This window comes from Pseudomonas sp. WT-JTC (assembly GCF_056711565.1).
Window position 1 is genome coordinate 2,750,746 of record NZ_CM160042.1, and the last position, 13,960, is coordinate 2,764,705.

Annotated in this window: 14 protein-coding genes; 3 read left to right on the forward strand and 11 right to left on the reverse strand. The window is 60.0% G+C overall.

What is annotated here, in order from left to right; all coding sequences use genetic code 11:
• The first annotated feature begins 141 nt into the window (after nt 1-141).
• On the forward strand, nt 142-1,092 hold the full coding sequence (locus tag AC06G5_RS12625; protein WP_413428212.1) for a LysR family transcriptional regulator: 951 nt from the start codon (nt 142-144) through the stop codon (nt 1,090-1,092).
• A 7-nt stretch (nt 1,093-1,099) separates the two neighbouring features.
• On the opposite strand, the gene pqqE is transcribed toward AC06G5_RS12625, so the two are convergent.
• From pqqE to AC06G5_RS12660, 7 genes are all read right to left on the reverse strand, one after another.
• On the reverse strand, nt 1,100-2,275 hold the full coding sequence (gene pqqE / locus AC06G5_RS12630; protein WP_413705053.1) for a pyrroloquinoline quinone biosynthesis protein PqqE: 1,176 nt from the start codon (nt 2,273-2,275) through the stop codon (nt 1,100-1,102).
• Entirely contained in the window at nt 2,247-2,522 is a 276-nt protein-coding gene (gene pqqD / locus AC06G5_RS12635; protein WP_008017387.1) for a pyrroloquinoline quinone biosynthesis peptide chaperone PqqD, read from the reverse strand. The genes pqqE and pqqD overlap by 29 nt, the downstream gene beginning before the upstream one ends.
• Nucleotides 2,519-3,271: a pyrroloquinoline-quinone synthase PqqC gene (gene pqqC / locus AC06G5_RS12640; protein ID WP_057398272.1), complete on the reverse strand. Its 753-nt coding sequence runs from the start codon at nt 3,269-3,271 to the stop codon at nt 2,519-2,521. Before pqqC ends, pqqD begins: the two co-directional genes overlap by 4 nt.
• A gap of 152 nt (nt 3,272-3,423) precedes the next feature.
• A complete protein-coding gene (pqqB, locus tag AC06G5_RS12645; RefSeq protein WP_413705052.1) occupies nt 3,424-4,335 on the reverse strand; it encodes a pyrroloquinoline quinone biosynthesis protein PqqB in 912 nt (303 codons plus the stop codon).
• 127 nt (nt 4,336-4,462) lie between these two features.
• Nucleotides 4,463-4,534: a pyrroloquinoline quinone precursor peptide PqqA gene (pqqA, locus tag AC06G5_RS12650; protein ID WP_008365141.1), complete on the reverse strand. Its 72-nt coding sequence runs from the start codon at nt 4,532-4,534 to the stop codon at nt 4,463-4,465.
• Nucleotides 4,535-4,652: 118 nt separating this feature from the next.
• Nucleotides 4,653-6,740 carry a PQQ-dependent dehydrogenase, methanol/ethanol family gene (locus tag AC06G5_RS12655; RefSeq protein ID WP_413428557.1) on the reverse strand — a complete coding sequence of 696 codons (2,088 nt, stop codon included), beginning with the start codon at nt 6,738-6,740 and terminating at the stop codon, nt 4,653-4,655.
• Between the two features lie 73 nt (nt 6,741-6,813).
• Nucleotides 6,814-7,746: a transporter gene (locus AC06G5_RS12660; protein WP_413705051.1), complete on the reverse strand. Its 933-nt coding sequence runs from the start codon at nt 7,744-7,746 to the stop codon at nt 6,814-6,816.
• Between the two features lie 256 nt (nt 7,747-8,002).
• Here AC06G5_RS12660 and AC06G5_RS12665 point away from each other — a divergent pair, with 256 nt between their 5' ends.
• Nucleotides 8,003-9,904 carry a sigma-54-dependent Fis family transcriptional regulator gene (locus AC06G5_RS12665; protein ID WP_413705050.1) on the forward strand — a complete coding sequence of 634 codons (1,902 nt, stop codon included), beginning with the start codon at nt 8,003-8,005 and terminating at the stop codon, nt 9,902-9,904.
• Nucleotides 9,905-9,959: 55 nt separating this feature from the next.
• On the opposite strand, the gene AC06G5_RS12670 is transcribed toward AC06G5_RS12665, so the two are convergent.
• From AC06G5_RS12670 to AC06G5_RS12685, 4 genes are all read right to left on the reverse strand, one after another.
• Nucleotides 9,960-10,232, reverse strand: a complete 273-nt coding sequence (locus AC06G5_RS12670; RefSeq protein ID WP_413428552.1) for a DUF4242 domain-containing protein — start codon at nt 10,230-10,232, stop codon at nt 9,960-9,962.
• Between the two features lie 91 nt (nt 10,233-10,323).
• Nucleotides 10,324-11,814 carry an aldehyde dehydrogenase family protein gene (locus AC06G5_RS12675; protein ID WP_413428551.1) on the reverse strand — a complete coding sequence of 497 codons (1,491 nt, stop codon included), beginning with the start codon at nt 11,812-11,814 and terminating at the stop codon, nt 10,324-10,326.
• Between the two features lie 197 nt (nt 11,815-12,011).
• Nucleotides 12,012-12,542 carry a DUF3885 domain-containing protein gene (locus tag AC06G5_RS12680; protein WP_413428550.1) on the reverse strand — a complete coding sequence of 177 codons (531 nt, stop codon included), beginning with the start codon at nt 12,540-12,542 and terminating at the stop codon, nt 12,012-12,014.
• Between the two features lie 73 nt (nt 12,543-12,615).
• Nucleotides 12,616-12,825, reverse strand: a complete 210-nt coding sequence (locus tag AC06G5_RS12685; RefSeq protein ID WP_413428549.1) for a hypothetical protein — start codon at nt 12,823-12,825, stop codon at nt 12,616-12,618.
• Nucleotides 12,826-13,278: 453 nt separating this feature from the next.
• Here AC06G5_RS12685 and AC06G5_RS12690 point away from each other — a divergent pair, with 453 nt between their 5' ends.
• Nucleotides 13,279-13,848 carry a lipid-binding SYLF domain-containing protein gene (locus AC06G5_RS12690; RefSeq protein WP_413428548.1) on the forward strand — a complete coding sequence of 190 codons (570 nt, stop codon included), beginning with the start codon at nt 13,279-13,281 and terminating at the stop codon, nt 13,846-13,848.
• The last annotated feature ends 112 nt before the right edge of the window (nt 13,849-13,960 follow it).

A 13,960-nucleotide genomic window follows, 5' to 3' on the forward strand; every position in this document is an offset into this window, starting at 1 on the left:
GCGCTCATGCTGTCAGCCCTCGATATTTATTATTGGGGTGGGGGGCTTTCCTGGCCTGAAAACGATGCTGGCCAAGTTGGGTGAGATGCGAGTATATAAGTGCATATTTCCCATATGTATTGGCGGAAAAGCCCGATGGATATGCAAAAATGCACAACGCAGAACCCACTGAACTGGGACGACTTGCGTTTCTTCCTCGAAGTTGCCCGTGCTCGCACCGCCAGCGGTGCGGCCCGTCGCCTGGGAGTGGACTACACCACCGTGTCGCGGCGTATCCGCGCACTGGAGCAGTGCCTGGGCGCCCTGCTGTTCGAGAAGTCGCGAACGTCCGGTTTTGTCCTGACCGTGGAGGGGCAGCGACTGGTCGGCCACGCCGAATCCCTGGAAAGTACGCTGCTGGTAGCCTGCGAGCAGGTTTTCGGCACCACCGGGGGGCTCGCCGGGCATCTGCGAATCGGCTGTACCGAAGCCTTCGGAACCTGTTTCATCACTGCGCAGATGAGCCACTTCCTTGAGCACTACCCGAATATCTCGGCGGATATTTTGCCGGTCCCGCATTTCATCAACCTGTCACGGCGCGAGGCGGATATCGCCATCACCCTGGAGCGGCCCGAGCGCGGTCCATACGTGTGCTCGCGATTGTGCGACTACCGCCTGCGCCTTTATGCGACGCCGGAGTACCTGGCGAATCATCCGCCGATCGGTTGCCGCGAGGACCTGGACGGCCACCCGTTTGTTACCTACGTCGAGGACCTGGCCTTCAGCTTCAAACTGCTCTACCTGAACGACCTGATGCCCGGAGCCATCAGCCGCCTGCGCAGCACCAGCGTGGTGGCCCATTACCACGCAGCCTTGGAAGGACGGGCGCTGGCCGTCCTGCCCTGCTTCCTCGCCGGCCCCGATCCCCGCCTGTGCGAAGTGCTGCCCGGTGAAGTGGAGATCACGCGACAATTCTGGATGTACTACAGCGAAGATCTGCGCAAGCTGAAACGGATCACCCTGGTGGCCGAGTACCTGCGCGCCTGCGCGGAACTGAATCGTCCGTTACTGATGGGCGAGTCACGCTTGATGAGCTATCTACCGTCACCCTGAGGGCGGTTCATCGGAGCCTGGCGATGAGGCGTGAGTTTCGTTCATTGCGAAAGGCCAGTTGGTCGATGGTCTGGGTTGCGTGTTCGGCTTCTTCGCGAGCCTTGAGGATCACGCCGTGTTGTGGCGACTTGCTGCACACCGGGTCGGCATTGCTGGCGTCACCCGTGAGCATGAACGCCTGGCAGCGGCAGCCGCCGAAGTCTTGTTCTTTCTCGTCACAGGAGCGGCACGGTTCGGGCATCCAGTCGTAACCGCGAAAGCGGTTGAAGCCGAACGAGTCGTACCAGATGTGTTGCATGCTGTGGTCGCGCACGTTGGGAAACTGTACTGGCAGCTGTCGGGCACCGTGACAGGGCAGGGCGGTGCCGTCGGGGGTGACCGTCAGAAAAATACTGCCCCAGCCATTCATGCAGGCTTTCGGGCGCTCTTCGTAATAGTCCGGGGTGACGAAAATCAGCTTGCACGGATGCCCTTCGGCTTCCAGTCTGGCGCGGTATTCATTGGTGATGCGTTCGGCGCGCACCAGTTGTTCTTTGGTCGGCAACAGCCCGACGCGATTGAGCTGTGCCCAGCCGTAGAACTGGCAAGTGGCGAGCTCGACAAAGTCCGCCTCAAGGGCGATGCACAGCTCGATGATACGGTCGATCTGGTCGATGTTGTGCCGATGGGTGACGAAATTCAGCACCATCGGATAACCGTGGGCCTTCACCGCCCGGGCCATTGCCAGTTTCTGCGCAAAGGCTTTTTTCGACCCGGCCAGCAGGTTGTTCACCTGCTCGTCGCTGGCCTGGAAACTGATCTGGATGTGATCGAGGCCGGCCTTCTTGAAGTCGCTGATTTTCTGCTCGGTCAGGCCGATGCCGGAGGTGATCAGGTTGGTGTAGAAACCCAGCTGGCGGGCTTCGGCAATCAGTTCGGCGAGGTCCTGGCGCACCAGCGGTTCGCCACCGGAAAAGCCCAGTTGCGCCGCACCCATTTCCCGCGCTTCGCGGAACACCTTGATCCATTGCTCGGTGCTCAGCTCCTGGCCTTGTTCGGCGAAATCCAGCGGATTGGAGCAGTAGGGGCATTGCAGCGGACAGCGATAGGTCAGCTCGGCCAGCAGCCACAGCGGCAGGCCGACTTCAGGTGTGGGCGGCACCTGCACCGATGCCTCAGGCAAGTTCGATCCAGTGCTGCGCACGGGCCACCTCCATGAATTGCTCGATGTCGTCACCGAGTTCGGGCACGCCGGGGAACTGTTGGTCGAGCTCATTGATGATCGCCGCGACATCCCGTTGCCCGTCAATCAAACCACCGATCAACGCGGCACTTTCGTTGAGCTTGATCATGCCTTCCGGGTACAGCAGCACATGGCCTTTTTGCGCCGGCTCGTACTGGAAGCGGTAGCCGGGGCGCCAGGTCGGGGTCTTGCTGCGATCGAAACTCATAAGGTGATTCCTTTGTGCCAGACCCGTTCCCCGGTCACGCTGTGATACGGCGGGCGTTTCAGTTCGTAGGCCATGCTCATGGCATCGAGCATGCTCCAAAGAATGTCCAGTTTGAACTGGAGAATTTCCAGCATGCGCTCCTGGCCTTCCCGGGTCGTGTAGTGCTGCAGGGTGATCGCCAGACCGTGCTCGACATCCCGCCGTGCCTGGCCCAGGCGCGTACGGAAATATTCGTAGCCGGCCGGATCGATCCACGGGTAATGCTGGGGCCAGCTGTCCAGGCGCGATTGGTGGATTTGCGGGGCGAACAGTTCGGTCAGCGAGCTGCTGGCGGCTTCCTGCCAACGGGCGCGGCGCGCGAAGTTGACGTAGGCGTCCACGGCGAAGCGCACGCCGGGCAGCACCAGCTCCTGGGAGCGTAACTGGTCCGGGTCGAGGCCCACGGCCTGGCCCAGGCGCAGCCAGGCTTCGATGCCGCCGTCCTCACCGGGCGCACCGTCGTGGTCGAGCAGGCGCTGAATCCACTCGCGGCGAATCTCGCGGTCCGGGCAATTGGCCAGAATGGCCGCGTCCTTCAGGGGAATGTTCACCTGATAGTAGAAGCGGTTGGCGACCCAGCCCTGGATCTGCTCACGGCTCGCCCGGCCTTCATACATCGCCACGTGGTAGGGGTGATGGATGTGGTAATAGGCGCCCTTGGCGCGCAGGGCCGCTTCGAATTCGGCGGGGGACAGCGGGGTGTCGGTCATTGCGGTTCTCCGGGGAACATCCGGTGGGTTCTTTGGTGTCTGGGCGGACGCCTTCGCGAGCAAGCCCGCTCCCACAGGGTTTTGTGTACGCCATAGACCCAATGTGGGAGCGGCGGTGCGGCGATCCGACTTGCTCGCGAAGGGGCCATCCGCTACAGCACAATACTCATGCCGTCATACGCCACTTCAACGTTGCGCCGCTCCAGCTCCGCCCGCTGCGGCGAGTCTTCGTCGAGAATCGGGTTGGTGTTGTTGATGTGGATAAGCACCTTGCGCTGTTCGGGCAGTTGTTCAAGCACTTCGAGCATGCCGCCGGGGCCGTTTTGCGCCAGATGGCCCATCTCCCGGCCGGTGCGGGTGCCGACGCCACGCCGCTGCATTTCATCGTCATCCCACAAGGTGCCGTCGACCAACAGGCAATCGCTGCCGGCCATGATCTCCAGCAGCGGCGCATCGACCTTGCCCAGCCCCGGCGCATAGAACAGCTTGCCGCCGGTGCCCCGGTCTTCGACGATCAGGCCGATGTTGTCGCCCGGATGGGGGTCGAAGCGGTGCGGCGAGTACGGCGGCGCGGCGCTGCGCAGAGGCAGCGGGGTGAAACGCAGGTTCGGGCAGGCGGGAATGGTGAAGCTTTGATCGAGCTCGATGCGGTTCCAGTTCAGCCCGCCGTTCCAGTGCGTCAGCATGGTGAACAGCGGAAAACCGCTGCTCAGGTCTTCGTGGACCATGTCGGTGCACCAGACCTGATGCGGGCACCCTTCACGCAGCATGAGCAGGCCGGTGGTGTGGTCGATCTGGCTGTCCATCAGGATGATCGCGCCGATCCCGGTATCGCGCAGGGTCCGGCCCGGCTGCATCGGGGCGAAGCTCTGGAGTTGGGCGCGGATGTCCGGGGAGGTGTTGCACAGCACCCAGTTCACGCCGTCATCGGAAATCGCGATGGACGATTGCGTCCGCGCGCTGGCCCGCAGGCTGCCGTCGCGAAAGCCTGCGCAGTTCACGCAGTTGCAGTTCCACTGGGGGAAGCCGCCGCCGGCGGCGGAACCTAGAATCTGGATAAACATGATTTGTTCCGACAAACAATCGCGTCAGGGCGCGACTGCGCAAAAAAAGTGCCCCGGCGCACCGGGGCCAAATTGATGCGGTGCCATGCCTGTGGAGTGGAGCAGCGCACAGCACCACGCTTGCGGGTCAGCGGCTGGCGAAGTACATGGTGACTTCAAAGCCGATACGCAGGTCGGTGTAGGCAGGTTTGGTCCACATGATCGAGTTCCTCACTATTGTTGGATGGTTCATCTCAAAAAGCTGTTGCGCATCCTTGCTCGACATGACGGCGAGCCCGGTCAGGCTGGCTCGCCGTCATCGCGTTAGCGAAGCGCGGTCATGGCGTGGCTTTGGCCGACTGTTGTGCCTTGAGGTAGTCCGCGTGCTCCCGGCTCATCACGTATTGCTTGATTTTCTCGACATCGGCGGGCTCCAGCGTGTCTTTGAATGAAGGCATGCCCAAAGGCTTCAACACGCCATCAAGGACGATCTGCTGGAACAGGCTGCGCCGCGACTCGTCGGACTTGCGCAGGTCGGGAATCAACCCGCCGCTGACTGCGCCCACGCCGTGGCAGACAGAGCAGTAGGTGCCGAACATCTGCTGGCCCGCGGCGAGGTCTGTGGCGGATGCGTCGACCGGCTTCGGAATGCGGCTGACGACCTGCGCTTTTTCGGGCAATGGCGGCAGTGAGTCTTTGCCGCCGAGTTTGAACACCAGCAGGCGACTGACGTTGCCCATCCCCGGCGCATTAGCGGCATCACCGCCGATCAGGGGCGCGACACCGCCCCAACCCGCCATCACGGCTATGTACTGCTCACCTTCGAAACGATAACTGATGGGGGCCGCGACGATGCCGGTCTGGGCGCCGAAGGACCACAGTTTCTTGCCTTTGTCCGCAGAGTAAGCGATGAGGTTGCCGTCTGCCGTTCCCTGGAAGACCAGATTGCCCGCGGTGCTCAGGGTGCCGCCGTTCCAGTAGTGCGAATAGGGCACGCGCCAGGCTTCTTTTTGCTTCACCGGGTCCCAGGCCAGCAGCGCACCGGATACAGCCTCACGCGGAATTTCAGTGGTGTCGGAGAACCCGGCGCCGGTGTTGAATGCCTTGCGCCTTACGAAGTCCTTGCCTTCGTTGCGGTAGACGCCCGGGATCTCCTGGTAGGGGATGTACACCAGGCCGGTCTGCGGGTTGAACGACATCGAATGCCATCCATGTGCGCCGAAGGGGCTCGGCCACATGACGACAGGTTTGTCGGTGTAACGCGCACCTGGGACCTCTACCGGCTTGCCGGTCGTCATGTCGATTTTTTCGGCCCAGGTCACCTTGCCGAATTTTTCAGCGGAGAGCAGCTTGCCGGTCTCGCGGTCCAGAACATAGAAGAAACCGTTCTTTGGCGCCTGCATGATGACCTTGCGTGGCTTGCCGGCAATGTCCAGCTCCGCCAGGGTCAGCTGTTGGGTGGCGGTGAAGTCCCAGCTGTCCCCTGGGGTGACCTGATAATGCCAGGCCAGTCGGCCGCTGTCGGGGTGGATGGCGAGGATCGATGACAGGTAGAGGTTGTCGCCGCCGCGCGGGCTGCGAATATTGCGGTTCCAGGGGCCGCCGTTGCCGGTGCCGATGTAGAGCAGGTCGAGTTGCGGATCGTAGGCCATGCTGTCCCACACGGTGCCGCCACCGCCAAACTTCCAGTACTGGTCACCGGTCCAGGTCTTGGCTGCCTCGGCCAGCTCCGGGTGCTCGTAGGGTTTGTTTGGGTCGCCCGGCACAGTGTAGAAGCGCCATTCCATTTTTCCGCTTTCGGCGTCGTAGGCAGAAAAGTAGCCGCGTACGCCATATTCGGCGCCGCCGTTGCCAATGATCACCTTGCCTTTGACCACCCGTGGCGCACCGGTAATGGTGTAGGGCAGGCTGTTGTCGGTTGTCTGCTGGCTCCACACCTGCTGACCGGTCTTGGCGTCAAGGGCGATAAGACGGCCGTCGAGGGTGCCGATATAGACTTTGCCGTTCCACAGTGCGACACCGCGGTTGACTGCATCGCAGCAGGCATCGCGGGCTTTGCCGCGATCAATCTGCGGGTCGAAGGACCATAGTTGCTTGCCGGTCTTGACGTCGATGGCGATGGCGCGGCTCCAGGACAGAGACGCATAAAGCACGCCGTCCGAGAATAGCGGCGTTGCTTCCAGGCCCCGGTGGTTATCGAGGTCCAGATGCCAGGCCAGGCCCAATTGATCGGCGTTTTGTTCGGTGATCTGCTTGAGCGGGCTGAAGCGCTGCTCGGCATAGGTACGACCGTGGCTGAGCCACTGGCTGCCGTCGTTCTCGCTGGCGACGATGGCGGCTTGATCGACCGGGGTGGCGCCGACCATCGGGGCCAGCAGAACCAGGGCAAGGCTGGCGATTTTCAGAGGTGCTGACTGCGTCTTGATCATTACGCAAGAGTCCTATTGTGCTTGTTGTAGGTAGATCGTTTTGCGTGCTGTGCGCGCGAACGCGTGAAAGCTAGAACAGTTGCAGGAGGCGTAGATTGATTCGCCTTTCCTCTTTGAAGCCATTGTCCACAGACATGTCCTGGCCGTAATTGACCATCAGCTGGGTGCTCGGCGTGACGAAGTAGGACGTGCCCACGGTGTATTTGCTGGTGCCGGGTTTGTCGTCCATGTCCAGCCCGGCGATTTCGCTTTCGCCGCCCCAGAGTTTCGATACTCCGGCGCGTACATCGAAGCGTTCGGTAAAGTTGTAGCGTAGAAAAGCCTGGCCCTGGTAGAGCGGATCCTGCTTTTGGGTAACGCCTGCGCTGCCGTAGTCATTGTTGTGGCCGAAAAGCGTTACATCGCCCACCAGATCGAGGGTCAGCTTGTCGGTCAGCCCAGTGATGTAGCCGCTCTGCAACGTGAACTTCCAGCGGTTCTCGCCCAAGTTGATCGCGTTGTGTTTGTCGTAGCTGCCGGTGGGCACGAAGAGAAAAGGGGTGATGCCGAAGTAGCGGCGTTTTTCGGGTTCATTCACCAGCCAGACGGTAGCGGCAAGGATCAGGTCGCCGATGCCGCTGTCGCTGCCCAGGTCCTTCAGGTCGTCCCTGGCCCGCAGGTTGCCGAATGGCAGGAGAAACTGTGGATCCACGATGTAATCGCCCAACTGCATGAAATGCACGCCACGCAGGATACCGATATCCGAATCCAGCCCGGCATGGATCGGCACCTTGTGGCCATCGGCATAGAGCGCATTGCGTTCGGCATGTTGGTAATAAAGCAGTCCCAGGTTGGTGTCCTTGGGAAGCGCGGTGTAATCGCCGGCATCGACATCCAGGGCCAGGGCGCCGCAGGAAAAACCGGCCATCAGGCTAAACAGCGAAGCGTGCAACAGATGCGCTTGAAGAAGCTCGCGCGATAACCGGCCCGGGTTGGCGCGAGCCGGCCCTGTGCTCATTTTCATGACATCACCTTTATTGTTTTTGTTTATGATTAACGCCAGGCCGGAGGGGATGTCCGGCTTGGTGATGTCATTGAGCAGGGCCTGTGCCAGTTTTTCTGTTTAGTGAAAAACTTCATATAAATCAATAATATGAATAACATTAAAAGTGATCGATGCAAGCGCGGGGGTTGTCCCGCTGTATCGCTGACTCAAACTGAGACAGTGGCTTGGGGTCAGGTCGACCCAGTTCGAGACACCCGCCCGCGAGATGCCTGCCATGCGCAAAATCAGCCACCCCTCTGAGACGCCTCCTTCGCGCAAACGATTCGTCGATTCCCAAGTTGTCGAACGCTCGTGGCAGCGTTCGCGGAACTACGGAATATGTCATCGCGACAACCTGCTTTTCGAAGCGCCGGTCGTCGCCAGCAGTTCGCAGATCGCCGAAAGCAATCGCCTGTTGTTGAGTTGTGCCACTCCTGAAATGGAACAACTGCACGCGGCCCTGTCGCCCAAGGACTGGGTGCTGGCGTGCCTTGATCTGGAAGGCGTGGTAATCAGCAGCCTGGGCCGACGCAACACAGAGAATCGTGAGTTGAACCAGGTCTTCCGGGTTGGCGCACAGATTTCCGAGCAGAATGTCGGTACTACCGCGCCCAGTTGCGTGCTGACCGAATGCGATTCGGTTTTTTTCGTCGGCGAGGAACACTATCTGGAAGAGGCACGCCAGTTTTCCTGCCTGGCCACGCCGATCTTCGGTCTGAACGGCAGCATCGTCGGTGTCCTGGATGCGAGCAGTAAGCAGGGGGCACCTTCGATCTACACCCTGGAGTCCCTGGTGTTTGCCGCCCGTGCCATAGAAAACCGCATGTTCGCCCAGCTTGGGGAGGTGCTGCTGGTGCATGTGCACCACCGCCTGGACATCCTTGGAACGCCCATGGAGGGGCTGCTGGCTTTCGACCCGGCCGGCAAGCTACGGTGCGCCAACCGCATCGCCGGTCAGTTGTTGAAGCTCGGAGAAATCCAGATCGGCCTGGATTTCTCCGAGCTGTTCGACATGCCCTTCATCCATGCCGCCTGCTACCGCCGTCACGACCTCAGCGCACCGCTGCGTCTGCGCAGCCACCATAACGGCGAGCTGCACGCTTGCATCACCATGACGCCTGGCCAGAAACCGGCGCGGCGCGAGCCTGCGAAGTTCCTGCCGGCCATCGTCGCCGAACAGCCTCCAGCGCCGCAATCCAGGCCCTGTCTGGAGGATCCTGCCTTGCAGGGTGCCCTGACCCGCGCACGCAAGGCCTTCGCCCACGACATCCCGGTGCTGGTCAACGGCGAAACCGGCACCGGCAAGGAGGTCTTCGCCCGACTGTTGCACGAAGGCAGTAACCGTGCTGGCGAGGCCTTCGTCGCGATCAACTGCTCGTCCATCCCGGCCAGCCTCATCGAGGCTGAGCTGTTCGGCCACGTTGAAGGTGCCTTTACCGGTAGCCGCAAGGGAGGCGCCAGCGGGAAGATCGAAGACGCCCACAAGGGCACGCTTTTTCTCGACGAGATCGGCGACATGCCCCTGGAGCTTCAGGGGCGGCTGCTGCGTGTTTTGCAAGAGCGCAGCCTGAGCCGTCTTGGCAGCAGCCAGTTGATCAAGGTCGATTGCGCGCTGATCTGTGCCACCCACCGCGACCTCAAACAACTCACGGACAACCGGGGCTTTCGAGAGGATCTTTACTACCGCATCAACGGCCTGCGTGTGTCCCTGCCAGCCCTGCGCGAACGCAGTGACCTTCAGGCACTGATCGGCCATTTGCTGCGCGCTGAAACCTCCGCACACCAGCCGGTTCAACTGAGCAACCAGGCGCTGCAGGCGCTGTTGGCCTACCGCTGGCCAGGCAATATCCGACAGCTTTACCAAACCCTGCGTCTGGCAGCCGCTCTGGCGGAAAATGAAGGGGAAATTGGCTTGCAGCACTTGCCGGATGAGGTCCTGGAAACCTGTACCGTTCAGACCGAAGTGGATCCTGACACACCGCATTCTCAGGAGCGGACGACCTTGCATGCCACCGAACTGCGTGCCATCAAGGCGGCGGTGGAAGCCAACGGCGGAAATCTCTCGGCGGCAGCGCGCAGCCTGGGTATCGGCCGGGCGACGCTGTACCGCAAGCTCAAAGGCATGGAGGAAGGTTGATGCTGTGAGCAAGGCTGCGCTCCAGCGGGGCGACAGCCTTGTTCACGCAGACGCTTTATTCGGCGGTGGTCGGGTCGATGATTTCAACCACTTCGGACACGCGGTTGGCCGGGAAGCCGCCCTGCGCGGCGTGCTCGCGAACCTGTTGCTCGTTCGGCGCGATGTACAGGCAGTAGATCTTGTCCTGCGTCACATAACTGTGCAGCCATTGAATCTGTGTCCCCAGGGTGCCAAGCACGGCACACGATTTTTGTGAGATCGCCTGGAGCTCTTGCGCCGAAAGCTTTCCGGCTCCAGGGATATCTCGTTCGATGACATATTTCGGCATGGTGGTTTCCTCGAAAGCAGTGAAGGGCGAGCCGCCCGGAATAAAAAACAGGCAGAGGCCGCGTGAGACGGCCCCGACCTGAAAGGGGGAATCAAAGTTTGATCATGACGGTTTTCAGTTCGGTGTAATGCTCGATGGCCGCCGCACCCATTTCGCGGCCGACACCGGAAAGCTTGTGGCCGCCAAAGGGCAGTACCGGGTCGAGGGCGCTGTGGCAGTTGACCCACACCGAGCCCGACTTGATGCGCGGGATCATGCGATGTACCGCCCCCAAGTCGTTAGACCAGATGCTCGCCCCCAGGCCGTAGGGGTTGTCGTTGGCCAACCGCACGACTTCGTCGATATCGTCGAAGGGCATTGCCACCAGCACCGGGCCGAAGATTTCCTCCTGGACCAGGCGATGTGTCTGGTCGACGTCGACGATCACCGTGGGTTTGACGAAGTAACCGGGGCCAGATTTCTCGCCACCGCAGGCGATGGTGGCGCCCGACTCGCGGCCCATCTCGATGTAGTGGTGCACCCGGTCCTGCTGTTTGGCGGAGATGAGCGGCCCCATGTCCACGCTCGGATCGAGGCCGTTGCCGAGCTTCATGCCATTGGCGACATCGACGATGTCACCCACCACCCGGTCGAAGTGCTTGCGCTGCACATACAGGCGCGAACCTGCGCAGCATACCTGGCCCTGATTGAAGAAGATGGCGTTGGCAGCGCCGGCGGCGGCCTGCTGCAGGTCGGCATCGGCGAGGACGATGGTGGGGGACTTGCCGCCCAGTTCCAGGGTAACGCGGGTCATGTTGTCCATGGCCGTCTTGCCGATCTGCTTGCCCACTTCGGTGGAGCCGGTGAACGTGAGCTTGTCCACGCCGGGGTGGCGGGTAAGGGCAGCACCGGCATTGAGCCCGGTTCCCGTGACCACGTTGAACACGCCGGCGGGATAACCAGCCTCCAGTACCAGTTCGGCCAGCTTGAGCGCACTGACCGGTGTCTCGTCGGCCGGCTTGAGTACCAGGCTGCAACCGGTGGCCAAGGCCGGGCCAAGTTTCCAGCACGCCAGCATGAAGGGAAAGTTCCAGGCAACGATGGCGCCGACCACACCTACTGCCTCACGACGGATGAAGGCGTGGAAGTCAGAATCGGGCATCAGCGGCAGAGACGGATCCACAGTACTGCCCGAGATTTTGGTCGCCCAGCCAGCCATGTAGCGCAGGAAGTCGATGGACAATTGCACGTCCACCAGGCGGGCCATCTGCACGCTCTTGCCGTTGTTCAGGCATTCGAGTTCGGCGATTACCTGGGCATCGCGTTCGATGAGTTCGGCCAGACGCCACAGTAGGTTTTGCCGCTCACGCGGGCGCATGCGACTCCAGGGGGAGTCGTCGAAGGCACGGCGCGCGGCTTGTACGGCGTGGTCCACATCGACATGGTCAGCGGATGGCACTTCCAGCAAGAGGTTGGCAGTAGCCGGATTGCGCACGGCCATGGTCGCGCCGCTGGAAGCAAACATCCATTCGGCGCCGATCAACATGCGCGGTTGCCTGGCAAGGAATTCGACGGTCTTGGGATGCAGCAGAAGATGGTCCATGGGTGAAGCCTCGTTGTTGTGGGTCTTGTTCGTGACCCTGGTGCAACGGGTGTGCCAGCCATGGGGAAGTGTCGTGGGAACCGGGCTCGGCTCTTGTCGGCAGACACCCAGGCAGTTACGGACGTGAAGGGGTTGTATCGAACCCGTACAACTGTCTCAGAAAGGGGCAGTCGCAAGGGATGCAGATACGATCATGTCTATGCATGATGATGGCGGTACAACTGTAAGAGCAGGCGTGTATTGGGGCCAACCACATCCATGCCCCTATCGTCATATGGAAAAGCCATGATGCGTTTTTTCAAATTGAACAGATAGAAATCACATCCGGGCTTAGGCTGTATCACGGCGAAGTCTTTAGCCAATGCACACCAAAGAATTGCTTGAAGCGGGATCACAGGCGCTTCAAATGCCACGTTGATCCAATGCTCCGGCTCATTTTCGCAGTACCACTCACCTGGATCTATTTCCTCGCTCCAGACTGACCGTTCAGTGGGTATGTCAATGCCAGCAGATCGAAGAGCGTGAATCGCGGCACGATGAGCAAATGGATTGCTTGCGGAGTGAATGCGTAGGCAAGCAACAAGTGTCGTTTCACCAACAAAGATATCGCTGCAAATCTTCGTTGATTTTCGCAGTGCCGAAAGGAACTGCTCTATCACCCAGCCGGTTTCGGAAAGTTCAAAGCGCAGCCCTCCTGGATACGAATAGAAAAGAGGTCTCTGCTTCATCTGCAACACTCCTTCTGCTCACACAGAATTTAGTTGTGTCGCATCGACCGGTTGAATCCACAACCGATTGCAGTCACTCCGGCGCCATCAACAGCGCGAGCGTCATCTTGATGAACTCTTCATTGCGGTCAATTGCTTCCAGAGCGCAGCGCACGTTTTCGGCGACCTCAGCTGACTCGCGTTGCTCGACCCAGTTGGAGAGATCAAGAGTTGCAGCCTCAAGGGCAAGCTGGTTTTCGTTGATTTTGAAAAGCAGGGAAGGGAGTAGGTCAGAATTTGGCATAACAGTTCCTCGGGTATGAGGTCAGCATAGCTCCAGACAGTAAAAGCAAAGCCCCGTAGGTTCGCGGCCACGGGGCTTCTATTTTCGCCTACATCCCTTAATGTCGAGCGAACGTGGCGGCGAGACTACCAGCGATTTTTTGATGGTTCACTACTGCGAAAGATGGATTGTGTTCAGTCGGCAGGACGCCGGAGGAAGGTAAATTTCGGTTGTCCTGGATTGGACGGACTTTCGAGGCAAGGAGGCCTGGCGGTTGAAAGAACTGAGTGCAACACCGCTATTGAGCTGATTTGAACATGCATCTGCATAGCATTTGACCAATCACGTATCAGGATTAAAGTCTATTGTCTGTGAGTAGCGACACAATAAAGGTCAGCTCCGTCAGTTTTTGATCCGTAGCGACTGTGATCACTCAGGCTCCTCAACGGCAAGTGCAGAAACGGAGTATTTCTCATGATCAAATACCTTCGAATGATGGCAATGATTTCAATCCTCGCAATCACTGCGGGCTGCCAAATGGATCAATCAACTTCCGCCTCTGGTACAAAGGCTGTGGACGCTGCGATGGACCAGGAAGCGAAAGCGGCGTTACAGAGTTTGTACACCAATACACCGAAATCCCGCGCCCTGGCGCAGCGAGCCAAGGGTATCCTCGTTTTCCCGGATGTGGTGAAAGCGGGGTTCATCGCCGGCGCTCACCATGGCGAAGGCGAATTGATCGAGAACGGCAAAGTCACGGGGTACTACTCGACTACAGCAGCCTCATACGGCCTTCAGGCAGGCGTGCAGAGGTTTGGGTACGTGATGTTCTTCATGAGTGATTCTGCGCTGCAGGATCTGAAAACTGGCAGTGGGTTTGAGGTCGGCGTGGGTCCAAGCATCGTGGTCGAAGATGCAGGCATGGCCAAGTCGCTGACTACTTCAACGATTCAGTCTGATATCTATGCGTTCATCTTTGATCAAAAGGGCTTAATGGCTGGGGTGGGATTGCAGGGTTCAAAGATTAGCAAGCTCAGTCGCTGAGACCGTCGGCTATGCACCGAGCTGATTTTTGGGATGGTGTTGGTTCGGCAGAACGCCGGGGATGGCTGGGCCAATTCTTGGGCCAATCTTTCGGGGCGGGTCGGGGTAGTTC